We start from the raw sequence: 24,979 nt of genomic DNA, 5'->3' as shown, positions 1-24,979 counted from the left end.
GAACCCGCTATGGAATCGCCACTGCACAGCTTGCCGGCGTTGTTCAAACAGCTTGGCTTGCCGGATGATCCGGTCAGTATCGAGCAATTTGTCGCTTCTCATTCGCCGCTCAAGCCGGAATTGAAACTGGCGGATGCGTTTTTTTGGACCCAGGCCCAGCAGGCGTTTTTGCGTGATGAGATCTTGGAGGATGCGGATTGGGCGGTGGTGGTGGATGAGTTGAATTTGATGTTGCGCGGTGGGCGGGGGGCCCAATAAGGTCACCGCCGTGTCAGGGGAGCACCGAAGTGCAGATTTTAGGGCTGCTTCGCAGCCCAGCGCTGTTGCCACCGAACTGCTCCACCCATCGCTAAATTGTTTCAAAACTTGACGTATTTGGATCCCTTCGCCATATTGATAGTTAGCAAACTAACTGTATGCAAGCTATCCAATGCCTCAATCCCTCGAACAACTTCAGATGCACCTCAGCAGCAGCATGGTGGTGGGCGCCCGTCACTGGCGCAAAATCTGCCAGACCACGCTGGTCAGCTATGGCATCTCCGAAGCCTGCGCCGTGCCCCTGTTGATGATCGGCCGTTTGGGCGACGGTGTGCACCAGGTGAAAGTGGCCCAGGCCTCCGGCCTGGAAAGCCCGTCGCTGGTGCGCCTGCTCGACCAGTTGTGCAGTGGCGGTTACGTGTGCCGCACCGAAGACATCCACGACCGTCGCGCCAAGGCCTTGAGCCTCACCGAGCGCGGCCGTGAGCTGGTGCAAGCGGTGGAAGCGCAATTGGTGCGCCTGCGCCGTGAAGTGCTGGCGGACATTGCGCTCGCCGATATGGAAGCCGCGCTGCGTGTGCTGCGTGCTTTTGAGGCGGCGACGCTGTGAGCGGATTCTTCAGTGGTTTTCCGCCGGCCCGCGACTGGTTCTATGGGGTGCGGACCTTCGCCGCGTCGATGATTGCGTTGTACATCGCCATGCTCATGCAAATGCCGCGTCCGTATTGGGCGATGGCCACCGTGTATATCGTCTCCAGCCCGTTTGTGGGGCCGACCAGTTCCAAGGCGTTGTACCGCGCCATCGGCACCTTGATGGGCGCGGCGGCGGCGGTATTTTTTGTGCCGATGTTCGTGCAATCGCCATACATTCTGGTGGTGGTGATTGCGTTGTGGACGGGCACGTTGCTGTTTCTGTCCATGCACCTGCGCACTGCGAATAACTACGCGTTGATGCTGGCCGGCTACACCTTGCCGCTGATCGCCCTGCCGGTGGTGGATAACCCCCTGGCGGTGTGGGACGTGGCCGAAGCGCGCACCGAAGAAATCTTCCTCGGCATCGCCGTCGCCGCCGTGGTGGGCGCGATGTTCTGGCCACGGCGCCTGATGCCGGTGTTCGATGGCTCGGTGGCCAAGTGGTTCGCCGATGCGCAGGTCTACAGCCAGCGCTTTCTGACGCGCAACGTGGAGCCTGAAGAAGTCAGCGCTTTACGCAGCGGCATGGTCGCCACCTTCAACACCCTCGAATTGATGATCGGCCAGTTGCCGCACGAAGGCGCGCGGCCGCAGACGGTGCGTAACACCAAGGAACTGCGCGGGCGCATGATCCATCTGCTGCCGGTGGTGGATGCCCTCGACGATGCGCTGTACGCCATCGAACACCGCGCGCCGCAGTTTCTCGAGCGCCTCACGCCACTGTTGGAAGCCACCCGCCAATGGTTGGACGACACCCAGCAAAGCGCGCCCCTGGACAGTTGGCGCGCCCTGCGTGACCAGGTCGACGCCCTGCAACCCCAAGGCGAAGCGCTGGACGACCGCCATACCTTGCTTTTCTCCAATGCGCTGTACCGCCTGGGCGAGTGGATCGACCTGTGGCAAGACTGCCGCAGCCTGCAAGCCGCCATCCGATGCGAGAGCCAGGACACCTGGCGCGCCGTTTACCGTCACTGGCGGCTGGGCCGGCTCACGCCGTTCCTCGACCGTGGCCTGATGTTCTATTCGGCATTTTCCACCGTCAGCGCGATCATCGTCGCCTCGGTACTGTGGATTTTGTTGGGCTGGACCGACGGCGGCAGCGCCGTGATCCTGGCGGCGGTGGCGTGCAGCTTCTTCGCCTCGATGGACGACCCGGCGCCGCAGATCTATCGGTTCTTTTTCTGGACCGCGATGTCGGTGTTGTTCGCCAGCCTCTACCTGTTTCTGGTACTGCCCAATCTGCATGACTTCCCGATGCTGGTGCTGGCGTTCGCGGTGCCGTTCATTTGCATCGGCACACTGACCGTGCAGCCGCGCTTTTACCTGGGCATGTTGTTGACGCTGGTGAACACCTCCTCATTTATCAGCATCCAGGGCGCCTATGACGCCGACTTCCTCAACTTTGCCAACGTCAACCTGGCTGGCCCGGTAGGCCTGCTGTTTGCGTTTGTGTGGACCCTGGTCGCGCGGCCCTTCGGCGCCGAACTGGCGGCCAAGCGCCTGACCCGTTTCAGCTGGCGCGACATCGTTGGCCTCACCGAACCCGCGACCCTGGCCGAACACCGGCACATGGCCGTGCAAATGCTCGACCGTTTGATGCAGCACCTGCCGCGCCTGGCCCTTACCGGCCAGGACACCGGCATTGCCCTGCGCGATTTGCGGGTGGCGCTGAACCTGCTCGACCTGCTGGCGTACTCGCCGCGCATCCTCGGCGTGCCACGGGTGCTGCTCAATCAAGTGGTCGAGGGGGTTGGCGCTTACTTCAAGGCGTGCCTCAAGGCGGGTGAACGCCTGCCCGCGCCCAGCGGTCTGCTGATGACACTCGACCGCACGCGCCGCGCGCTCAACGGCCAGGGCCTGCAAGACGAGGACGACACCCGCCTGCACCTACTGCACGCGTTGGCCGGCCTGCGCCTGGCGCTGTTGCCTGGCGTCGAATTCATTGATGGCACACAGATGCAAGCGCCGCTGCCCGATGGAGCGCCTTTATGATCGGTGATCTGGATATAAGCGGGGTGTTCCTGCCCACGTTGCTGGTGCTCATGGGCATTACGTATCTGTTGTTTCTGGTGGTGCACGGGTTGTTGACGCGCATGCACTTCTATCGCCTGGTCTGGCACCGGGCATTGTTCAATGTGGGGCTCTACGCGCTGTTGCTGGGCGCGGTGGACTCACTCAGTCGATACCTGATGACATGAAAAAACCTTTTTTGACCATCGGCCGTGTAGTCCTGACGCTGTTGATCGTGAGCTTCGCGGTCGTCGTGGTGTGGCGCATGGTCATGTACTACATGTTTGCGCCCTGGACCCGCGACGGGCACATCCGTGCCGACATCGTGCAGATCGCCCCCGACGTGTCCGGGTTGATCCAGCGCGTGGACGTGCATGACAACCAATTGGTGAGCAAGGGCCAGGTGCTGTTTGCCGTCGACCAGGACCGCTTCAAGCTGGCCCTGCGCCAGGCCCAGGCCGCCGTGGCCGACCGCCAGGAAACCCTGGCCCAGGCCCAGCGCGAGTACAAGCGTAACCGTGGCCTGGGCAACCTGGTGCCCAGCGAGCAACTGGAAGAAAGCCAGTCCCGCGTGGCCCGTGCCCAATCGGCCCTGGCCGAAGCGCAGGTGACGGTGGACTCCGCCCAACTGAACCTCGACCGCTCGGTGATCCGCAGCCCGGTGGACGGCTACGTCAACGACCGCGCGCCGCGCACCCAGGAGTTCGTCACCGCCGGGCGCCCGGTGCTGTCGGTGGTGGACAGCAACTCGTTCCACATTGACGGCTATTTCGAAGAGACCAAGCTCGACGGCATCCAGGTCGGCATGGGCGTGGATATCCGCGTGATCGGCGATAACGCGCGCCTGCGCGGCCACGTGCAGAGCATCGTCGCCGGTATCGAAGACCGCGACCGCAGCAGTGGCTCCAACCTGCTGCCCAACGTCAACCCGGCGTTCAGTTGGGTGCGCCTGGCCCAGCGGATTCCGGTGCGCATCGCCTTTGACGAAGTGCCGGCGGACTTTCGCATGATCGCCGGGCGTACAGCCACCGTATCGATCATCGGCGACAAACCCCCTGCCGGAGCCCAGCCATGAAGCAGCTGTTGGCCGCCGCCGCGCTGGGTTTGCTGTTGTCGGCCTGCCAGGTGGTAGGGCCGGATTACCAGCTACCGGACAAGGCCGCCGTCAACCGTGCCGACCTGCAAGGGCAACTGCCATTGGACGGTAAACACGTGGTGTCGGCGCCGGTCCCCGACGACTGGTGGAAACTGTACAAAGACCCGCGCCTGGATGAGCTGGTGCGCCAGGCCATGGCCTCCAACACCGACCTGCGTGTGGCCGCCGCCAACTTGCAGCGCGCGCGTTTTCAGACGCAACAGGCGCAATCCGCCGGTGGCTGGAGCGCCGGGGCCAAGGCTGAAGCGCAGCGCCTGCAGGAATCCGGCGAGGCGTTTTTGCTGGCGGACAAGGTCCCGGTGGACAACATCGGCAGCGTGGGCATCACCACCTCTTATCAATTTGACCTGTTCGGCACCTTGCAGCGCGGCATCGAAAGCGCCCAGGCCAGTGCCGACGCGGCCCAGGCCGCCGCCGATATTGCGCGCATCACGCTGGTCGCCGATGTGGTGCGCTCCTACACCCAGGTCTGCGCGGCCAACGAAGAGTTGGCGATTGCCAACCAATCCCTGGCCCTGCAAGCCCAGAGCACCCGCCTGACCCAACGGCTGCGCGACGCCGGCCGGGGCGACGAGACCCAAGTCACGCGCTCGCAAACCCAGTACAAATCGCTGCGCGCCGACATGCCGCGCTACGAAGCGGCGCGCCAGGCCGGGCTGTTCCGCCTGTCGATGCTGCTGGCCAAGCCGGTCGACCAGTTGCCGGCGGGCACCGGCGGTTGCGCCGAGCTGCCGCACATCGCCCAGCTGTTGCCGGTGGGCGACGGTGCCGCGCTGCTCAAGCGTCGCCCCGACGTGCGCCAGGCCGAACGCCAATTGGCGGCTGCCACGGCGCGTATCGGCGTAGCCACCGGCGCGCTGTACCCGGACATCGCCATTGGTGCCACCGTCGGTACCGTTGGCCTGCTCGACAACCTCGGCCAGCCGGCCACCAACCGCTGGGGCTTCGGCCCGATGATCAGTTGGACCGTGCCGACCAACGGCGCGCGCGCGCGCATCCATGAAGCCGAAGCCGCCACCCAGGGCGCCCTGGCGCATTTCGATGGGGTGGTGCTCAACGCCATCCGCGAAACCCAGACCGGCCTTGCGCAATACACCGCCGTGTTGCAGCGCCGCGACGCGCTCGCCGATGCCGAGCAATCAGCCCGCCAAGCCGCGGACCAGACCCACCGGTTCTTCCAGGCCGGGCGCGAGTCGTTCCTCGCCGACCTGCAAGCCACCCGCACCTACACCGCGATGCGCGCGCAATTGGCGGCGGCCAATACTCAGGTCGCCATGAGCCAGATCGATCTGTTCCTGGCCCTGGGCGGCGGTTGGGAAAGCGGACGAACGCACGCTTCGCCAGCCAGCAAACCCTGAGCCAATAGCTATGCTTTGACAGGCAGGCCCCGTGACGGCCTGCCTGACACTGCTCGCGTTTGCTCATGGGGATTCCAATAATGAAAAACCCTTATGCTCCCGCTTTCTGGTGCGTGCTCTTCGCACTGGTGCTGTTATCGGCCGCGTATTTCTATGGCGTCATGCTCGCCCATCAGCTCGACAAGGCCATGGTCTTTCTCGACAGCGCCTGCCTGGTGATCGGCACCTTGTCCATCGGCGTTGTCGCCTGGGCGTCCTACCAGAATCAACGGGTCAAGAAAAAACTCCTGGAACAAGGCAAGACCCGCGTGGCGATCTGGGATACCAAGGTTGCGCTGCGCCGAGTCGAAACCGTGTTCGACCGCTATTTCTGGGGCAGCTACTGGCAGCCGGGGCGCACCTTCCAGGAAGTGATGGGCGACCTGACCGGCACACCGCTGGAAAAAAGCCTCGAAGTCCTGAAAAAACAGTGTGTCGTGCTCGACAAGCAAGTCGCTGACGGCCGGCACTGGCTCAATAACGCTCGGGAGTTATCCGACGTCGCCACGCAGATGGCCCGCGAGCGCTACCAACTGGACTTCTGCGACCCCAAGGCCGACACGCCCGGCAATGCGGTGATACACCGCGAGTTTGAAGTGCTGGTGTACACATGGACGGCGCGGCTCAAGAGTTTTGATCACCAGTTGGATGAAATCGAATTGGAGTATTCGTGAACTAGTCGTGAACTGATCCCTCTGAAAGGCTGGGCCGTTTGTGGCCGCCAGTGCTAATCTTCCCCCGCTTTCGGCGGGCTTGAGCCAACCCCTACAGGGTTCAAGGAAGACAGCCCACTCCTCACAGGATTTGATCAGGTCACTTCATGAATAAGCCAGCAGTCGTACTTTTGGGTTTTGTGGTCGCCGTTGGCGTCGTCAGTGCAGGCGGCGCCTGGTACACCGGTAAGCAACTGGAACCGGTGCTGCAAACCGCGATCCAGAACGCCAACAAGGAACTGCAGACCTCAATGGCCGGCGTCGACGGCACCGTGGCCCTGGAACTAGTCTCCCTCGACCGTGGCGTGTTCAGCAGCACCGCGCACTATCGCCTGAAGGGCCAGGGCTCGGTGTTCGGCGCAGACAACCCCAACCCTGAATTGCTTTTTGTCGACCATATCGAACACGGCCCGCTGCCGGTCTCGCGCCTGGTGACGCTCAAATGGCTGCCGGTCATGGCCACCAGTCACTATGAGCTGGAAAAGAGCCCAACCACCGAGAAGTGGTTCGCTGCGGCCAAAGACGTGTCGCCGCTCAAAGGCGTGGCCAATATCGGCTACACCCGTTCGGTCAACGGCAACATCGAGTTGCTGCCGCTAGAGTTCAAGGACGACAAATCGTCGGTGAGCTTCTCCGGCGCCAACCTGAACTTCGACGGCACCGCTGAAGGCCAGAAGGTCAAGGCCGATGGTTTTATGAACAGCCTCAAGGTCGCCGCCGTGGATGCCAATGGCGAAGCCTTCGAAGCCGACCTGTCGGGCCTGACCATCGCCAGCAACCTGGAAAAATCCACCTTCGGGTTTTACACCGGGCAAAACACCATCGAGCTGAGCGACAGCAAGTTCACCTTCGGCCCACAGAAATCCGTGCTGAGCTTCAAAGGCTTCGAGCAAAAAGACTCCAGCGAAACCAAGGACAACAACCTGGCCGGCCGCGTCGACTACAAGATCGACGAGATTGGCTACCAGGGCAAACCCGTGGGCTCGGCGGCCATGGCCGTGAGCATGAAGAACATCGACATTCCGGCCATGCTGGTGCTGACCAAGCTGTACCAGGACAAAATGCAGCCGGTGCAAGCCGCCGCGGCCGCTGGCGAACCGGCTCCGGAGCTGCAACTGACCGACGCCGAACAGGCCTTGGCCGAAGCCAACGTCAACCAGGTACTGGCCGCCAAACCGCACCTGGCCCTGGAAAACCTGTCGCTGAAAACCACCCACGGCGAAAGCAAGTTCAACCTGCTCGTGGACCTGGCCAAACCGGCCTCCATGGAGCTGCCGCCGGTTGAGCTGGGCAAGCAGATGATCACGCTGCTGGATGCCAACCTCACGCTGTCCAAGCCGATGATTGGCGATGTGTCCGCATTGCAGGCGCAGCTGGGCGGTGTGACCGACCCTAAAGCCATCGAGCAGCAATCCCAGATGGCCGCCGAGATGGTCAGCGGCATGGCGGTAGGTACGCAGTTGGCGACCCTGGTGGGCAGCGAGGTAGTGTCCAAGTTGCACTACGCCAACAATGAAGTGACCTTCAACGGCCAGAAGATGACGGTTGAGCAGTTCATTGGCTTTGTCATGGGCAAAGTCGGTGGGATGAGCGGCGGGCAGTAACCGCTCAACATCCGGCCTCCTAGTAAGGTCGCTTGAAATGCAGTCAAAATGTGGGAGGGGGCTTGCCCCCTCCCACATTTGTTTTTGCGTAGCGCAAAAAAGCGATCAGCCAATTCTGAACAATTGTTCTGATTTGAATTTCTTCTTACTTTCCTGAGAGATAGTTCGCACAGGAAAGCTAGGCCGGGTCATTAGACGCCGGCACCCTGAGCGCTTCGCTCAGGATCACCTATCGTTACAGCTTTCCGTGTGTAAGGAAGCTCACGATATGTTGCGAAACCTACCACTCAGTGCATCAGGCCGGTTGCGACTGTTCGTCGGGGCCGCTTTATGCAGCCAACTGCTGATACCCACCTTCGCCATGGCCGACCCGGCCTATGACGCGCTGATCATTCAGGCGCGCAACGGCAACTTCACGCCCGCGCTCACCCAATTGCGCCAGCTGTCGGCCGAACGCCAGACGCCTGGCCAGGTCAGCGATCACCTGGTGATCGCCGGTTGGGCCGGCCAGGACGCCGAAGTGCTGAAGGTGTACGAGGCCCAGGGCAAAAATCGCAACCTCAGCACCCAGGCGCTCGCCACGGTGGCGCGTACCTATCGCAATCAAAAGCAGTGGGCCCAGGCTGAAGCTGTTTATCGCCAGGCGCTGCTGCGTGAACCGAATAACATCGACCTGCAACTGGGCCTGGCGCTGACCCAGGCCGACGGCGGCAAGGCCAACGAAGCCGTGCAACGCACCCGCGCCTTGGTGGTCGCCAAACCGGATGACCCTAACCGGCGCATGGCCCTGGGCTACGCGCTGACCCGCGCCGGCCTGAACTACGACGCGCTGTTTGAATTCGACCAGGCGTTTACCCGTGCCGGCGACAAACCTGAAGTCGCCCGCGAATACATCGTCGCCCTGCAAAAGGCCCGCCTGCCGCAAGCGGCGTTGCGCCTGTCGGCCCAGCGCCCTGGCCTGCTTGACGCGGTCACCCAGCGCCGCCTCGAAGGCGACCTCGCCGCCGAGCGCGTGCGCATGGCCGAGTTCGCCACGCGCAGCGAAAAAGACCGCTATGTGGTGGCCGACCGTGCCTTGGCCGACTACGACACACTCATCGCCCGCTGGACCCCGGACGCCACCGCCCATGACGATGTGGTGCGCTGGCGCATCGACCGCCTGGGCGCGCTCAAGGCCAGGGCGCGCACCGCCGAGGTCATCCGCGAGTACGAAACCCTTAAAGGCGAAGGCGTGCAACTGCCGACCTATGCCGTGCGCTGGGTGGCGGCGTCATACCTCGACCAACGCCTGCCGGAAAAAGCCGAGCCGTTGTATCGCCAGGCACTGAGTGCTTCGGACGCTGAGCCGGACGACCGGGTCGAAGACACCACGGCGTTGTTTTACGCCTTGCAGGAAAGCAACAAAGGCGAGGATGCCAACGAGGTTGCCAAAGCGCTCGCCAACAGCCAGAAACCTCGGGTCGAACTCAAGGGCCTGCCCATCGGCAACCCCAACGACGCCTGGATGGACGCGCAACAACTGTCGGCCCAGGCCGGCGTGTATGGCGGTGACCTGCCGGGCAGCGAAGCCGGCCTGGAAGCATTGGTGGCCAAAGCCCCCGGCAACGTCGGCCTGCGCCTCGCCCAGGCCGATATGTACCGCGCCCGTGACCTGCCGCGCCGTGCCGAAGGCGTGCTCAAGGAAACCGAAGCCCAGGCGCCGCGTGACATTGGCCTGGAAATCAGCCAGGCCTACACCGCCATGGACCTGCAAGAGTGGCGGCAACTGGATGTGCTGACCGATGACGTGGTGGCCCGCAACCCAGACAGCCGGCAGGTGCAACGCCTCAAACGCCTGCGCGATGTACACGACATGGCCGAACTGCGCGTCGAAGCCTACACCGGTAAAAGCTTCGGCGGCGGCGGTGACAACGAAGCCGGTGCGGTGGCCGGTAACCGCGACTGGGGCATCGAAAGCGTGATCTACACGCCGCCCATCGACGAAGACTGGCGCCTGTTCGCTGGCGCCGGTTATGCCACCGCCGACTTTGAAGAAGGCACCGGTCACCACCGTTGGCAGCGTGTCGGCGTGGAGCGGCGCACCCGTGACCTGACCCTGGAAGCCGAGGTGTCCAACCACTCCTATGGCTTTGGTTCCAAGCAGGGCGCCCGCGTAGCGTTCGCCCACGACATCAACGACAACTGGCAATACGGCGCCAGTCTCGATTACCTCTCGGCCACCACGCCATTGCGTGCGCTGAATGCCGACATCACCGCCAACGGCGGCAGCGGTTTTATCCGCTGGCGCGCCAACGAAAGCCGTGAGTGGAAACTGTCCCTCAGCCCGTCCCACTTCAGCGACGGCAACGACCGCTTGGAAGCCTTGCTCACCGGCCGCGAAGGCATCTACAGCTCACCGAAAGTGCAGGTAGACCTGGGCCTGGAAGTCGGTGCCAGCCGCAACAGCAAGGAAGACACGGTGTACTTCAATCCCAAGTCGGATTTCACCGTATTGCCCGTCGTCACCATCAATCACGTGCTCTATCACCGCTACGAGACCCAGTGGAGTCAGCAGTTCCAGGTCGGTGCGGGCACCTATAGCCAGCGCGATTACTCCACCGGCGGCATGGCCCTGATCGGCTACGGCCAACGCTTTCGCTGGAACGATGTACTGGACGTCGGTGCCAACCTGAGCCTGATCAGCCGACCTTATGACGGTGATCGCGAACGCGATCTGCGCCTGCTCGTCGACCTCACTTACCGTTTCTAAAAGAGCCTGACCATGACCCTCCTCAGCCGTTGCTTGTTGGTTCTGGGTGTATTGCTGGCCAGTGCCTGCGCCCAGCAACCCGCCCCTTTCACTCCACCCGCCGAGCGGCCGACACCGGCCAACGAACAGGCGTGGCCGAAAAACCATTTTCTGGGCATTGCCTACCATGACGTCTCGGACCGCGACCCCGACCAGGCTGTGGTGGCGGTGCGCACCGAACGTTTGATCGAACAGCTGGCCTGGCTGCGCGAGAACGGCTACCAGGCGGTCAGCGTTGACCAAGTGCTGGCCGCGCGCAATGGCGGCCCCGCGCTGCCGCCCAAGGCCGTCATGCTCAGCTTCGACGACGGCTATTCAAGCTTCTACACCCGCGTGATGCCGATTCTGCGCGCCTACCGCTGGCCGGCCCTGCTGGCGCCGGTGGGCAGTTGGATCGATACGCCGCTCAACCAACCGGTGGACTTCGCCGGCTCGCCCCGGCCACGTGGCGAGTTCCTGACCTGGCAGCAGATCCGTGAAGTGTCGCAGTCGGGCCTGGTGGAAATCGCCGCGCACACCGATGCCAATCACAAAGGCATCCTGGCCAACCCCCAGGGCAACCTGGAGCCGGCCGCCACGTCTCTGCGCTTTGACCCGGCCACCGGGCGCTACGAAAGCCAGGCGCAGTTCGATGCACGGCTGCGTGCCGATGTCGTGGCGATCTCCAACAAGATCCAAACCGTGACCGGCAAAAAACCACGGGTGTGGGTATGGCCCTACGGCGCCGCCAAAGGCACCTCGCTGGCGATCGTCGGCGAGCAGGGCTACCAAATGGCCCTGACCCTGGAAGACGGCCTCGACAGCTCCAGTGACTTGATGAACAGCCCGCGCTTCCTGGTGGCTTCCGACCCGGACGGCGAGCATTTCGCCAACAGCATTGTCGCCGTGCAAACCCCGGCGCCGCTGCGCGTGCTGCATGTGGACCTGGACAACGTCTACGACCCTGACCCGGCCCAACAAGCGCGCAACCTCGACCAGTTGGTACAGCGCGTGGTGGACATGGGCGCCGGTACCGTGTTCCTGCAAGCCTTCGCCGACCCCAAGGGTGACGGCCTGGTGCACTCGCTGTATTTCCCCAATCGCCATTTGCCGGTGCGCGCGGACCTGTTCAACCGTGTCGCCTGGCAATTGCACACCCGTGCCCATGCGGCGGTATATGCGTGGATGCCGGTGCTGAGCTTCGCCCTTGACCCCAAACTGCCCCGCGTCACGCGCTGGGACCCGGAAACCGGCAAGGTGGGCATCGACCCGGACCAATACAAACGCCTGTCGCCGTTCGACCCGCAGGTGCGCAAAATCATTGGTGAACTCTATGAGGACCTGGCGCGCAACAGTGCGATCGACGGTGTGCTGTACCACGATGACGCCGTATTCTCCGACTTCGAAGACGCCAGCCCCGCAGCGCTCAAGGCCTACGCGGCCAACGGCCTGCCAGACAGCATCGACGCCCTGCGCGCCGACCCTGCGGTAATGCAGCGTTGGACGCGCTTCAAGAGCCGCTACCTGATCGACTTCACCAATGAGCTGACCGCCAAGGTCCGCGCCATTGCCGGGCCGCAGGTGCTGACCGCGCGCAATATCTTCGCCCAGCCGATGCTCAACCCGCAGAGCGAAGCCTGGTTCGCGCAGAACCTCGACGATTTCCTCCAGACCTATGACTGGACCGCGCCCATGGCCATGCCGCTGATGGAAGGCGAGACACTCAAGAACTCCAATGCCTGGCTGGAAAAACTGGTGGCCACGGTCAAGGCCCGCCCCGGTGCGATGCAGCGAACGGTGTTCGAGCTGCAAGCCAAGGACTGGCGTACCCCGGCAGCCCCCGACCTGTCCGCCGAGCAAATGGCCGAATGGATGGGCGTACTCAAACGCCAGGGTGTCACGAGTTTTGGCTACTACCCGGACAACTTCCTGGAAAACTCCCCGGACCTGAAGACTGTGCGTCCGGCCCTTTCCAACCAATGGAACCCTTGACCATGTTCGACAGAATCCTGGCTTTATTCGTGCTGGCATTGGTATTGGGCGTGCCCCTGGGCCTGATCTTCCTGGTTACCGGGCAGTTCCTGATGGACTTCGTGTTTTTCTACCCGCTGTTCATGTCGGCGCTGTGGATCGCCGGCGGTTTGTACTTCTGGTTGCACTGGGAGCGCCACTGGCCCTGGGAAGAAGACACCCCGGCGCCGACCCTGGCCGGCAACCCGCTGATCTCGATCATCATCCCTTGCTACAACGAGGGTGATAACGCCGCCGACACCATCCATGCGGCGCTCGGCCAGTTGTACCCCAACATCGAAGTGATCGCGGTCAACGACGGCTCCAAGGACAACACCGCTGCGGTACTCGACGCCCTGGCGCTGGAGCACCCGCGGCTGCGCGTGTTGCACCTGGCGCAGAACCAGGGCAAGGCCGTGGCCCTGCGCATGGGCGCCGTGGCCTCGCGCAGCGAATATCTGGTGTGCATCGACGGCGATGCGCTGCTCGACAAAAACGCGGCGGCTTATATGGTCGCGCCGATGCTGGATAACCCACGCCTGGGCGCCGTGACCGGCAACCCACGTATCCGTACGCGCTCGACCTTGATCGGCCGCGTGCAGGTGGGCGAGTTCTCCTCGATCATCGGCTTGATCAAGCGTACCCAGCGCGTGTTCGGGCGGATCTTCACGGTGTCGGGTGTGGTGGTGGCGTTCCGTAAAAAGGCGCTGGACCGCATCGACTACTGGAGCACCGACATGATCACCGAGGACATCGATGTCAGTTGGAAACTCCAGCTCGATCACTGGAGCATCTTCTACGAGCCCCGCGCGCTGTGCTGGATCCTGATGCCCGAAACCGTCGGCGGCTTGTGGAAACAGCGTCTGCGCTGGGCCCAGGGCGGTGCCGAAGTGCTGTTCAAGAACATCCGTGGCATCTGGCAATGGCGCCATCGCTATCTGTGGCCGCTGTTGTTCGAATATTGCTTGTCCACCGGTTGGGCCTTCACTTTCCTGTTGTCGGTGATCTTCTGGGGCCTGGGTAAATTCATCGTGCTGCCCCAGGCGATTGCCGTGGACTCCCTGGTGCCGCCGGCGTTTACCGGCCTGGTCCTGGCGATGGTGTGCCTGGTGCAGTTTGCGGTGAGCATCCTGATCGACCGGCGCTACGAGAAAGACCTGTGGAAAACCCTGTTCTGGACCGTGTGGTACCCGATGGTGTTCTGGTTGGTCAGCTTGTTCACCACGCTGGTGAGTTTCCCCAAAGTGCTGTTCAACCAGCACCAGAAGCGTGCGCGCTGGGTCAGCCCGGACCGCGGTATCAAACCTGTCGAAGAGGAGGCGTGAGCATGAAACTGGTCAGAACTCGCCAAAGTACCGTGATGTGGATCATCGACGTAATCCTGACCCTGATGGCCTGGGGCGGGCTGGTCTGGTTGCTGGCGCGCGGGATCACCTCGATGCTGGACACCCACGGTGGCCCGCGCATTGAAGCGCCGATCTTCGCGGCGCTGAACACTTTGCAGATCTACTTGTGGATTGCGCTGTTCAACGCGGTGATCCTGGTGACCTGGGCGCGCTACCAGCAACGCAAGGGGCGCAAGTTCGCCCAGCGTCGCGCCGAGGCCAAGGCCCTCAGCGACCAGCGCCTGAGCGAGAGTTTCAGCCTGGCTGACGGTGATCTGGAGCAATTGCGCCGGCCGGGGGTTTTGGTGATCCACAACGACGAAGACGGCGGCGTGTCGGAAGTCAAAGCCCATGTCTCGCGTGACGTGGAAAAGCCCGGCTTGACCCTGGTGCCCGGCAAGGATCAGAACAAAGACGCCAGCTAAAAATCGTAAATCCAACCCAATGTGGAAGGGGGCTTGCTCCGATTGCGATGGTTCAGTCAACGATGCATCGACTGACACGCCGCTGTCGGGAGCAAGCCCCTTCCACATTGTGGATAGCCATTGGACCTTGAAGATGAATGTCGACAAGTGCGATCCAATTCACAAAACCCCCGCGAACTTATCTGGGTTTTTCGGTACTAACCTATCTCGGAAAGAACTTGCTGGCTAAATAATGGCAGCTTCTAAGTTATCCGACGAATCGCTATCGAAACAGTTGCCGCCTGTCGGAAGAATACTTCCAGTTTGAGGCTGTCTAACTTTTTGATATTTATTTGTTGTTATTAATCAATGCGTTGCGTGGATAACTGGTACGGATGTGCAACTCGCTCAGTTTCTTGGGTTGGCGCAAGTTCGATGTTAGTTTCCCGGCCCTTGATTTTCGACGGACCGAATATGTCTTTTTTATTGCCACGGACTCGGTATTTCCTCTGCACTTTGCTGCTCACTTATGTGAGCTTGAACAGTGCCATGGCCGCCCCCACGCCCGGGGATCAGGACCTGATCCGCGACCGCCAGAACCGTCTGCTCGAAGAGCAGCGTCGGCGCCTCGAAGAACTCCAGGACCTGCCCGGCAAAGGCAGCACGCCCGAGGCCCCGGCACTGCCGGCGGACACCCGCTGCTTCCCCATCCAGGACATTGAACTCAAGGGCGCCGACAGCCTGTCCGCCGCCGATCGCGCGCGCCTGCTCAAACCATATCTGGGCCAATGCCTGGGCGTGGCGCAGCTTAACCAATTGCTCAAGGTCATCACCGATTACTACATCGCCAAGGGCCGCGTCACCAGCCGTGCCTACTTGCCGCAACAGGACCTGTCCAGCGGCCATCTGCAAGTGCTGGTGGTCGAAGGCAAACTCGAAGGCATAAAGGGCGCCCAAGGCAGCACGGTCACCGATCGCGAGCTGGCGATGGCGTTTCCCGGCAAGGTGGGTGAGGCGCTCAACCTGCGTGAAGTCGAGCAACTGGTGGATCAACTGAGCCGTTTGCCGTCCAAACAGGCGCAAATGGAACTGAGCCCCGGCGCGCAGATCGGCGGCAGTGAAGTGCTGGTCAGGAACCAGCCGCAAAAACCCTGGCGCGCCAGCCTGTCGCGCAACAACGACGGCCAGAAAAGCACCGGCGAACAGCAATGGGGCGCGGGCCTTGAGTGGGACAGCCCGCTGGGCCTGGCTGACCAACTGATATTGCGCGGCGGCCACGACGCCATCAGCGACCACCAGAAAACCTCGAAAAACAGCATGCTCTACTACAACGTGCCGTGGGGCTGGTGGAACTTCAGCTACACCTACAGCGAGAGCGATTACCGCACGCCGGGCAGCGTCGACGACTTCAAATACAAGCAATGGGGCGACAGCCAGAACCACCAACTGCGCGCCGAACGCGTGGTGCATCGCGACGACGTGAGCAAAACGTCGGTCAATGTGGGCCTCACCCATTTGCGCACCAACAACTACATCAACGACACACGCTTGGACGTCAGCAGCAACCGCCTCAGCGAATTTCAGGTGGGTGTCAGCCACGGGCGCCGTATCGGCAGCGCGTTCGTCAACCTTGATGTGGGCATGCAAAACGGCATCGGTGCCTTTGATGCGCAAAAGGATGAGCAGACCCGTATTCGCGGCAACCTCACGCCCACCCCGCGCTATCGCAAATACACCGCCACCTTGAGTTACCTGCAGCCGTTCACGCTGTGGGGCGAGTCGTTGAGCTTCTCCAGCCTGGCCACCGGGCAGCGCAGTGAAGACGTGCTGTACGCACCACAACGCATGAGCCTTGGCGGCTCGTACTCGGTGCGTGGCTTCAAGGACCAGCAACTGAACGGCGACAGTGGCGGTTACTGGCGCAACGAAGTGCGCTGGGCCCGCCCGGTGACCCTCGACTGGATGCGCCCGGCCTTCGCCGAGTACGGCGCCAGTGTCGGCTACGACCAGGGCGTGATTCGCAACGATCGCTACAACGAAGACCAGCATGGCCGTGTGTCGAGTAACTCCCTGGAGCTGTTCGCCCGTGGCAAGCACGTCAGCACCAGCGTGACGTTTGCCCATTCGTTGGAAAGGCCTGGCGTGGTAACCGAGCGCGAAGCGCCGATCTATTTCCGCCTGGATTTCTACCTGTAATTCAACGCCCGCAGCCTTTGAGATTTTGAATATGGACGTTCGCCCTTCTACCGCCCTGAAAACCCTGACACAACGCGGCCTGGCACTGGTCCTGGCCAACGCGCTGTTCTGGCAGCCGCTGCTGGCCCAGGCCGAAGGCATTGTGGTCAGCGGGCCCGGCACTACCGTCGGGCAGGCGGGCAATGGCGTGCCGGTGGTCAACATCGCCACGCCCAACGGCAGCGGGCTGTCCCATAACCAGTTCAAGGACTACAACGTCGGCCCCAACGGCGTGATCCTCAATAACGCCACAGGCATGGTGCAAAGCACGCAACTGGGCGGGATCATCGTCGGCAACCCGAACCTCAAGGGCGGCGCCGCGAATGTCATCCTCAACGAAGTCAACGGCGGCAGCCCCAGCCAGTTGCGCGGCTACACCGAAGTGGCGGGCCAGTCGGCCAAGGTCATCGTGGCCAACCCTTATGGCGTGAGCTGCAACGGCTGCGGCTTTATCAACACTCCCAACGTCACCCTGACCACCGGCAAGCCGATCATCGACCAGGCCGGGCGCCTCGACCGCTACCAGGTGGACGGCGGTGCGGTGACCATCGACGGCCAGGGCTTGAACGCCAGCAACGTCGACCGTTTCGAAATCATCACCCGTTCGGCCAAGATCAACGCCCAGATCAACGCGCGCCAGCTCACCGTGATTGCCGGGCGCAACGACGTCGACGCACAAAGCCTTAAAACCACCGCGCGCGCCGACGACGGCAGCGCCAAGCCGGAGTTGGCCATCGACTCATCGGCCCTGGGCGGCATGTACGCCGGGGCGATCAAACTGGTGGGCACCGAAGCCGGCGTGGGCGTGAAACTCGACGGCACGCTGGCCGCCAGCGGCGGCGATATTCAACTGGATGCCAACGGCCACCTGAGCATGGCCCAGGCCGCGGCCAGCGGCGCGGTGGATATCAAGGCGGCCAGCCTGGAAACCAACGGCGCCGTCTACGCGGGCACCACGCTCACGGCGCAAACCAAAGGCGAACTGAAAAACCGCAAGACGCTCGCCGCGCGCGACAACATCACCCTGACCAGCAAAGGCCAGTTGATCAACAACGGCATCGTCGAGGCCGGGGTCAACGCCGACAACACCCGCAACCCCCTCGGCAACGTCAAGCTTGATGGCCAGCACATCAGTAACACCGGCACGGTGATCGCCAATCGCGAGCTCAACGTCACCGCCACGACCCTGAACAACCAGGGCGGCACCTTGAACGCCAAACAGGTGCTGAACGTTACTGCCGACAGCGTCGATAACCGCAACAAAGGTCGACTGCTCAGCGACGGCGTGCAAACCCTCACCGTCAGCGGCCTGCTGGACAACAGCCAGGGCGGCATCATCGACAGCACCGGTGCCTTCACCCTCCACGGCAACTCCCTGGACAACCGCGCCGGCAGCCTCACCGGTGGCGGTGCAATCACCCTGGACCTGATCGGCGACCTGATCAATCGCAACGGCAAGCTGGCCAGCGCCGGGCCGCTGTTGATCCAACGCGCGGCCCACGTTGACAACCAAGGCGGCAAGCTCGCCAGCCAGGGTCTGCTGACGTTGTTCGCCAACAGCATCGACAACCGGAACGAAGGCACCCTGGCCGCCAGCGGTGGCCTGGCACTCACCGCCACCGGCCTGCTGCAAAACGGCGCCAACGGTCTGATCCACAGCGAAAAGGCCGGCGTAACCATCACGGCCGGTACCCTCGACAACGACGGCGGGCGCATCGCCGCCAAAGCCGGTGATGCGAAGGTTCACGCCACTGATTTCAACAACGGCGACGGCGCGCTGTTTGCCCGTGATCGCGTACGGCTCACCGGCCTGAATGTGGATAACGGTGGCGAGATCGCCGGCAACCAGATCGAGGTCAAACTCGATGGCGCGCTGACCAACCGTGGCTTGATCGAAAGCGCCACGACGCTCGATGTTGCCACCGCCAGCCTCAACAACAGCGGGCAAATGCGCGCCCTGGGCAGCGGCGGCAAAACCCGTTACGCCATCGGGGGCATGCTCACAAACAGCGGCCGTCTGGAGACGGCCAACGACCAACTGAGCCTCGCCGCTACTTCCTTCCAGAACACCGGTGGCACGGTGTTGCACGCCGGCACCGGCGCGCTCGACCTCAGCGGCATCAGCCTGGACGACGTCGGCGGCAGCCTGGTGACCTACGGCGACCTGACCCTTGAACAATCCAACTGGACCAACAGCACCGCGATCCAGGCCGGGCGCCTGACGGTCAATGTCGACACCCTCAACCAGACCGCCACCGGCAAACTGCTCGGCACTCGCAGCCTGGTCGGCATCGGCCGGGACTGGACCGTGGGCGGCGCCGTCGCCAGCCAAGGCAGCCTCGACCTGGCGGTGGGCAACCTGCTCAATAACCACGGGTTGATCTTCAGCGGCGGCGACATGAACCTGAAGGTCGACCGCCTGAAAAACCTCGGCGCCGCGATCTACGCCATGGGCAACCTGCGTGTCGACCGCGACGGCCAGGGCGGCCTGGCCAGCAGCATCATCAACAGCTCGGGAACGATCGAGAGCGAGCGCAACCTGATCCTGGCGGCCAGCACGCTCGAAAACATCCGCACCGTGCTCACCACCGCGTCCGGCATCTACAGCGCGTCCATTACGCCCACCGCGTGTATCGACGGCGTGACGGGCGGCGACTGTGAAGGCGGCAAGCAGAACCGCCCGTTCCAGATCACCCAACGCGATCGTTTTGTCGTCACCGACGCCACGGCCGGCTCCGGTATTACCTCGGGCGCCGATATGCTGCTCACCGGCGGCACGTTGCTCAACAGCAGCAGTAGCATCGCTGCCGGCGGCGCCATGACCGTGCGCGTCGACCAACTGAGCAACGTCGGCCTGGTGACCCACGACACCCAATACGACCGCATCTTTACCTCCGAGCGCGAGCGCAGGCCGGGAGGCTGGTACCGCGAGGCGGCCGCCTTTACCCAGCGTTATTCGGCGGGTAACAACATGGACGGCGTTGAAGCCGCCATGGCCTCGTTCATCGGCAAAATGGAGAGCGAAAAAACCGCTCTGCGCAAAACCACCCAGCTGATGGCGCCGGACCAGAGCTACGCCGCCGTGATCCAGGCGGGCGGCTCCGTTGACGTGAAGGCTCAGGCCGGCATCGACAACAACGTCGTGCAAAGTGGCTACACCTACGTCGGCAGCGGCGCCAACACCAAGGCGCCGGGCTACTCGACCCAGGTCAAGCTCAACCCACAATTGCCGCCGGACGTTGCCCAGCAACAGGTCAACCCACTGAGCCTGCCCGGCTTCGACCTGCCCACCGGCGAGAACGGCCTGTTCCACCTCAACGATAAAGACGGTGCGACCGGGCTGCCCACCAGCCAGTTTGCGGCCAACCCGCACAAATACCTGATTGAAACCAACCCGCTGCTCACTGATATGCGTCAGTTCATGAGCTCGGACTACATGCTCACCAAGCTCGGCTACGACCCCGACACCGCGCAACGTCGCTTGGGTGACGGCTTCTACGAACAACGCCTGATCCAGCAAGCCGTACTCGCGCGCACCGGCCAGCGGTTTATCGATGGCCAGACCAGCGACGCCGACCTGTTCAAGCACCTGATGGACAACGCCATCGGCAGCAAAAGCGCCCTGAATTTGTCCGTGGGCGTGAGCCTCACCGCCGAACAAGTCGCCGCCCTGACCCACGACATCGTGTGGCTGGAAAACGCCACCGTCGCCGGGCAACAAGTGCTGGTGCCGGTGCTGTACCTGGCCCAGGCGAACAACCGCCTGGCGCCCAACGGTGCGTTGATTTCCGGCACGGACGTCAACCTGATCACCGGCAGCAACCTCAACAACGCCGGCACCTTGCGCGCTACCGGCAGCCTGCTGGCGAACGTCGGCGGCAACCTCACCAACAGCGGCTTGATGCAAGCCGGTGGTCGCCTCGACCTGCTCAGCGGTGGCAACCTGAGCAACCGCGCAGGCGGCGTGATCAGCGCGGGCAACGTCAACCTCGCCGCCGGCACCGACCTGCTCAACGAACGCAGCGTCACCACCCACGAAAGCGCCAGCAGCTACCGCACCGAACGCAGCGACTTCGTCGACAGCGCCGCGCGCATTGAATCGGCCGGCGATTTGGCCGTGCGAGCCGGTGGCAACGTCAACAACATCGGTGGCGTGCTCAAGAGTGGCGCCGACACCACGGTCAGGGCCGTGGGCGACGTCAACATCACCGCTTCAAAAAGCCTCGACAGCGGCGCCATCGGCAACCGCTCCAGCTTCACCACCATCGCCCAGCAGGGCTCCGTGGTCGAGGCCGGCCGCGACTTGCACGTAATTGCCGGGCGCGATATCAGCGCCGTGGCCAGTCAGGTCGAAGCCAAACGCGACGTCAACCTGATTGCCACCCGCCACCTCAACGCCATCGCGGCAGCCAACGAGCAACACTCCACGGGCAACACGAAAAAGGTCAAGAGCATCGAAGACCACGTGCAGCAAGTGTCCAGCGTGATCAAGGCCGGCGGCGACGCCACCCTGAGCGCCGGGCAGAACCTGCAACTGGTCGCCAGCCAGGTCAATGCCGGCAACGAGGCCTACCTGGTATCCGGCAAAAACCTCGAGCTCAAAGCCGCCGAAAATCAGGACTACAGCTTCTACAGCAAGACCAAGAAAACCTCCCAGGGCAAAAAATTCCGCCTGGATGAAACTGACGTCGTGAACAACGTTGGCAGCCTGGTCAGTGCGGGGACGAACAGCACCGTCGTCGCCGGTGCAGACCTGCTGCTGGCTGGCAGTGCCGTCACTGCTGAAAAAGGCGCCACGCAACTGGTGGCCGGCCAAGACGTGAACATCCTCGCCGTCAGCAACGCCGACAGCGCTCGCCACGAACGCAAGGAAAGCAAAAGCAGCTGGGGCGGCCTCAAGTCGAGCAAGGTCCAGGACAAAGTCGACGAAAAACGCACCACCGCCCTGGGCAGCATGGTCTCCGGCGAAACGGTCACCGTCGCCGCCAAACGCGACGCCACGGTCACCGGTTCCAACCTGGTCAGCACCGGCGACCTCGCCGTACAGGCCGGCCGCGACCTGACCATCGACGCGGCGCAAAACACCTTCGCCCGCACCGACATGCACAAGGAAAAAAATCGCGACCTCACCGGCGTGCTGACCGGCAACAAGCTCGGTCTGGACGACATGACCGGCAACCAGAAGCTGTACATCAACAGCTCGAAACACAACGGCACCGCCAATGAAATGACCTTGACCGGCAGCACCATTGGATCGAGTGCGGGCAATGTGTCGTTGACGGCAGGGCGTGAGTTGAAGGTGGTGGCCAGTGATCTGGTGAGCACCAAGAACATGGAGTTGAGTGGGGCCAATGTCACCGTCACCTCGGGGATGGAGACGGCCAGTCAGACCAGTAAGGACAGTTCCAAGAGCTTGGCGGTTGGGCGGGTGATCGCGGGCTCGGTAGTGGACACCGCCACCAGCATGCGCGACGCCGTCAAAGCGGCCCGTAGCGCTGATGACCCACGACTCAAGGCAGTCAAAATCGCCCAGGCAGCCCTCGCCGCCTACAACCTGAATGGCCAGGCTTCGGACGCCAATGCGCAAAGCTCCGGCTTCAAAAACAAAACCGGCGGCACGCCCGGCAACGGTTCGCTGATCAAGATCGGTACTGAACTGGCCAATAACCGCAGCAAGAACAGCAGCGAATTCAACAGTGTCACCGCCAAGCAGAGCACGCTCAACGCAGGGCAAGACTTGTCGATCGTTGCCACGGGCGCAGCGGCGGGTACTCAGGGTGATATCCAGATCACCGGCAGCAGCTTGAAAGCCGCCAACACGTTGTTGTTAGCCAAAAACGATGTGTTGATGCAAAGCGCACAGAACACCACCGACCGCAAAAACGAAGGGTCGAAAAATAAAACCGCCATTGGCGCCAGCTTCAATATTGGCGAGCAAAACGGCTTCACCCTCGACCTCGGAGCGCAGGGTGCCAAGAACAATGGCAACGGTAACTCCGTCACTCAGGTCAATAGCACCCTCGATACAGGCAGCCTGTTGTTACAAAGCGGTGGCGATACCACCCTCAAAGGCGCCCAGGTTCGTGCGGACCGTATCAAGGCAGATATTGGCGGAAACCTCAATATCATCTCCCTCCAGGACACCGAGTCGTCGCGCAGCAAACAGAGCAGCGCAGGCTTCGGCGCGAGTATCTGCGTCCCGCCGTTCTGCTACGGCTCTACCGTAGCGGGCTCGGCGAACCTTGCCGCCGCCAATATGAACAGCGACTACAAGGGCGTGACCGACCAGAGTGGTTTGTATGCGGGCACGGGCGGCTACGACATCAATGTCGGCAAGAACACCACCCTGCAAGGCGCGGTGATTGCCAGTGAGGCGTCAGCTGATAAGAACCGGCTCAGCACGGATCGGCTGATCGTCAGCGATATCAAGAATGTCAGCGAGATCAAAAGTCAGTCTGCTGGTATTTCGGTGTCTTCCAGCAGTACCAGCGGTGCGTCGATGGGCGGCAGCATCCCGATAGCGCTCAAGGAGAAAGACCATAGCTACACCCGTAGCGCGGTCAGCGAAGGCACGATTGTGGTTCGCAATGCCGAAGGTGCCAATGACCTGGTGGGGCTAAATCGCGATACCGCCAATGCCAATCAGAAACTCGACCGACCTGATGAAAAGGCCATGCAAGAGCGTATTGACCTGATCCAAAGCTCGGCGCAGTTGGCCAGTGGGGTGATCAGTGCGGTAGGCAAGGCGAAGGCCGATGAGGCGAAAGCACTGGCCGATAAAGCCAAAACCCAAACCGAGACCGGTTCGCCGGACGCCGCTGAAACGGTGCTCGCAGCGAATGCCGCTTACATGGAAGCCCAGCGCTGGCAGGTCGGTGGCGACAAACGGTTAATGGCCGATATCGCGTCCGGGCTGATCGCCGCAGGGCTGGGTGGTGCGCCTGTTGGAACGACGGTTGGCATTGTCGCTAACACGGCCTCCAGCGATATCTTCAACAAAATTGGCGATTATGCCCAATCACGTGCGACTGATCCGAAGTCGGATGCGGCCACTCGGGCGGCTTGGGCTGAAGGCGGTGCGGCGCGTGTGATGTTGCACGCGTTGGCGGGGGCGGCTATTGGGGTGTCCAGCGGCAATGTGCAGAGCGGCGCGTTGGGGGCGGGAACGTCTGCTGCTCTGATGCCGATCATTGCTGATGCGTTGGGTAAAAATGACATCAAGGGAGTGGACCAAGATACGATGGCCGCATTGATCGCTGTAGGTGTCGGCGCTGCGGTTGGCTCCGGAAATGGCACCGCCAGCGCAGTCGTTGCGGGTGGTAATGCGATGTCGGTGGACGTCTATAATCGAGCGGCTCATGAGGCAGAGGTGGCGGCGATCAAGGCTGAGGCGCAGAAAGGCGACTTTACCGAGGCTAATCTGCGAAAAGCGTTGTGCTACGTTATTCAGTGCTGGGCTCAGTTGGATCGAGGTACCCAGGAGTATCACGATGCGGTTCTGACTGAAGCTGATATGGTCGGTTTGAGCAATGAACTTGCGTGGGCGGATGCTCAGAAAGACAAGGGCTTATTCAATTATTCGTTTACTGACAGCGTGAAGGACTGGGGCACGCGCGATGTTATTCCTCTGGCTGGTAGCGCAACCTCCTTGGTAAGCGGGGGCATTAGTGTAGGTTCTGGCGGGGTATTGTGTGCCACGGCCGCAGGCTGTGTATTTGGGGCGCCTATGATGACGTTTGGCGCGGGGAACATGTGGGAAGGCGGATCTGGCGTGTGGAACCATTACACCGGCTTGAATGACAACAGCAACCCCGTGAGAGCCGCCTTTGATCTTATCCCTGGTGGTTACGGACCTACGGTCTATAGCGGTGCCGATCTTGCTTTCTCAGTGGGCGCCGGTTTTGTGAAGGTACCTTTGAAATTAGGTCTTGCAGACGGCTTGAATAGGTCAAAATCAATGTTCGGTGTAACGGTGCGAAAATTTGATAACAACCAGTTCTACTTCTGGACTGGGAAGCCTATTCGCTATGGGAGCGCTGCAGCGGTGTACCTAAAATCTGTGGGTGAGAAGGGCTACACTTTCTATGAGGAGGCCTCTCGTGATAAGAATTAACCCTATTCGAATGTTCATTTTAGCGGTGGGCTTATTGGGCGTTGTTTATGGCATTAGTTTTTTTATAGCTGTTCTGGTTTCCGGTTTCATCGGCGTCCTTCTAAAAACAACCGATGATTGGGTTTATCTCTGGATCGGCGCGCCACTTTCAATTGTCTTGGCTGTTTACTGGACAGTCAGCCGATGGACGTATGTAAAGGAGTTCGTAACGGGCCGCAGAGGTTGGTAGATGTT

The 24,979-nt window shown here is 62.1% G+C and carries 14 protein-coding genes; all 14 read left to right on the top strand.

The window, feature by feature from the left end; genetic code table 11:
- Positions 1-9 precede the first annotated feature (9 nt).
- Positions 10-258, top strand: coding sequence for a DUF2789 domain-containing protein (locus AB4N98_RS11835; protein ID WP_017528404.1), 249 nt, complete (start codon positions 10-12; stop codon positions 256-258).
- Positions 259-457: 199 nt separating this feature from the next.
- Positions 458-868 carry a MarR family winged helix-turn-helix transcriptional regulator gene (locus AB4N98_RS11830; RefSeq protein WP_065876859.1) on the top strand — a complete coding sequence of 137 codons (411 nt, stop codon included), beginning with the start codon at positions 458-460 and terminating at the stop codon, positions 866-868.
- The gene (locus tag AB4N98_RS11825) at positions 865-2,943 is read left to right on the top strand and encodes an FUSC family protein (protein ID WP_065876858.1); all 2,079 of its coding nucleotides are present in this window, start codon (positions 865-867) and stop codon (positions 2,941-2,943) included. The genes AB4N98_RS11830 and AB4N98_RS11825 overlap by 4 nt, the downstream gene beginning before the upstream one ends.
- Positions 2,940-3,149: a DUF1656 domain-containing protein gene (locus tag AB4N98_RS11820; RefSeq protein WP_065876857.1), complete on the top strand. Its 210-nt coding sequence runs from the start codon at positions 2,940-2,942 to the stop codon at positions 3,147-3,149. Before AB4N98_RS11825 ends, AB4N98_RS11820 begins: the two co-directional genes overlap by 4 nt.
- Positions 3,146-4,036 carry an efflux RND transporter periplasmic adaptor subunit gene (locus AB4N98_RS11815; protein WP_065876856.1) on the top strand — a complete coding sequence of 297 codons (891 nt, stop codon included), beginning with the start codon at positions 3,146-3,148 and terminating at the stop codon, positions 4,034-4,036. The genes AB4N98_RS11820 and AB4N98_RS11815 overlap by 4 nt, the downstream gene beginning before the upstream one ends.
- Positions 4,033-5,475: an efflux transporter outer membrane subunit gene (locus AB4N98_RS11810; RefSeq protein ID WP_065876855.1), complete on the top strand. Its 1,443-nt coding sequence runs from the start codon at positions 4,033-4,035 to the stop codon at positions 5,473-5,475. The genes AB4N98_RS11815 and AB4N98_RS11810 overlap by 4 nt, the downstream gene beginning before the upstream one ends.
- An 80-nt stretch (positions 5,476-5,555) precedes the next feature.
- Positions 5,556-6,188, top strand: a complete 633-nt coding sequence (locus tag AB4N98_RS11805; protein WP_026067299.1) for a hypothetical protein — start codon at positions 5,556-5,558, stop codon at positions 6,186-6,188.
- Positions 6,189-6,334: 146 nt separating this feature from the next.
- Positions 6,335-7,831 carry a YdgA family protein gene (locus tag AB4N98_RS11800; protein ID WP_017528397.1) on the top strand — a complete coding sequence of 499 codons (1,497 nt, stop codon included), beginning with the start codon at positions 6,335-6,337 and terminating at the stop codon, positions 7,829-7,831.
- A gap of 268 nt (positions 7,832-8,099) precedes the next feature.
- Positions 8,100-10,580: a poly-beta-1,6 N-acetyl-D-glucosamine export porin PgaA gene (gene pgaA / locus AB4N98_RS11795; protein ID WP_065876854.1), complete on the top strand. Its 2,481-nt coding sequence runs from the start codon at positions 8,100-8,102 to the stop codon at positions 10,578-10,580.
- Positions 10,581-10,592: 12 nt separating this feature from the next.
- Complete coding sequence (gene pgaB / locus AB4N98_RS11790) at positions 10,593-12,590, top strand: poly-beta-1,6-N-acetyl-D-glucosamine N-deacetylase PgaB (protein ID WP_116079826.1); 1,998 nt, start codon at positions 10,593-10,595, stop codon at positions 12,588-12,590.
- Between the two features lie 2 nt (positions 12,591-12,592).
- Positions 12,593-13,933 (top strand): poly-beta-1,6-N-acetyl-D-glucosamine synthase, encoded by a 1,341-nt coding sequence (gene pgaC, locus AB4N98_RS11785; RefSeq protein WP_017528394.1) that lies wholly within the window; start codon positions 12,593-12,595, stop codon positions 13,931-13,933.
- A 2-nt stretch (positions 13,934-13,935) separates the two neighbouring features.
- Complete coding sequence (pgaD, locus tag AB4N98_RS11780; protein ID WP_065876852.1) at positions 13,936-14,418, top strand: poly-beta-1,6-N-acetyl-D-glucosamine biosynthesis protein PgaD; 483 nt, start codon at positions 13,936-13,938, stop codon at positions 14,416-14,418.
- Positions 14,419-14,871: 453 nt separating this feature from the next.
- Entirely contained in the window at positions 14,872-16,593 is a 1,722-nt protein-coding gene (locus AB4N98_RS11775; RefSeq protein ID WP_065876851.1) for a ShlB/FhaC/HecB family hemolysin secretion/activation protein, read from the top strand.
- Between the two features lie 31 nt (positions 16,594-16,624).
- Positions 16,625-24,745, top strand: coding sequence for a two-partner secretion domain-containing protein (locus AB4N98_RS11770; protein ID WP_223271484.1), 8,121 nt, complete (start codon positions 16,625-16,627; stop codon positions 24,743-24,745).
- Positions 24,746-24,979 lie beyond the last annotated feature (234 nt).

It is taken from the genome of Pseudomonas sp. S3_E10 (assembly GCF_054667615.1).
The sequence above is the reverse complement of the archived record's forward strand: the minus strand, read 5'-3'. Positions and strand labels throughout refer to the sequence as shown.

What these genes read in the sequence shown, in the direction of transcription:
- AB4N98_RS11835 (WP_017528404.1), top strand. Translation starts at nt 10, where the DNA reads ATGGAATCGCCACTGCACAGCTTGCCGGCGTTGTTCAAACAGCTTGGC.
- AB4N98_RS11830 (WP_065876859.1), top strand. Translation starts at nt 458, where the DNA reads ATGCACCTCAGCAGCAGCATGGTGGTGGGCGCCCGTCACTGGCGCAAA.
- AB4N98_RS11820 (WP_065876857.1), top strand. Translation starts at nt 2,940, where the DNA reads ATGATCGGTGATCTGGATATAAGCGGGGTGTTCCTGCCCACGTTGCTG.
- AB4N98_RS11815 (WP_065876856.1), top strand. Translation starts at nt 3,146, where the DNA reads ATGAAAAAACCTTTTTTGACCATCGGCCGTGTAGTCCTGACGCTGTTG.
- AB4N98_RS11810 (WP_065876855.1), top strand. Translation starts at nt 4,033, where the DNA reads ATGAAGCAGCTGTTGGCCGCCGCCGCGCTGGGTTTGCTGTTGTCGGCC.
- AB4N98_RS11805 (WP_026067299.1), top strand. Translation starts at nt 5,556, where the DNA reads ATGAAAAACCCTTATGCTCCCGCTTTCTGGTGCGTGCTCTTCGCACTG.
- AB4N98_RS11800 (WP_017528397.1), top strand. Translation starts at nt 6,335, where the DNA reads ATGAATAAGCCAGCAGTCGTACTTTTGGGTTTTGTGGTCGCCGTTGGC.
- pgaA (WP_065876854.1), top strand. Translation starts at nt 8,100, where the DNA reads ATGTTGCGAAACCTACCACTCAGTGCATCAGGCCGGTTGCGACTGTTC.
- pgaB (WP_116079826.1), top strand. Translation starts at nt 10,593, where the DNA reads ATGACCCTCCTCAGCCGTTGCTTGTTGGTTCTGGGTGTATTGCTGGCC.
- pgaC (WP_017528394.1), top strand. Translation starts at nt 12,593, where the DNA reads ATGTTCGACAGAATCCTGGCTTTATTCGTGCTGGCATTGGTATTGGGC.
- pgaD (WP_065876852.1), top strand. Translation starts at nt 13,936, where the DNA reads ATGAAACTGGTCAGAACTCGCCAAAGTACCGTGATGTGGATCATCGAC.
- AB4N98_RS11775 (WP_065876851.1), top strand. Translation starts at nt 14,872, where the DNA reads ATGTCTTTTTTATTGCCACGGACTCGGTATTTCCTCTGCACTTTGCTG.
- AB4N98_RS11770 (WP_223271484.1), top strand. Translation starts at nt 16,625, where the DNA reads ATGGACGTTCGCCCTTCTACCGCCCTGAAAACCCTGACACAACGCGGC.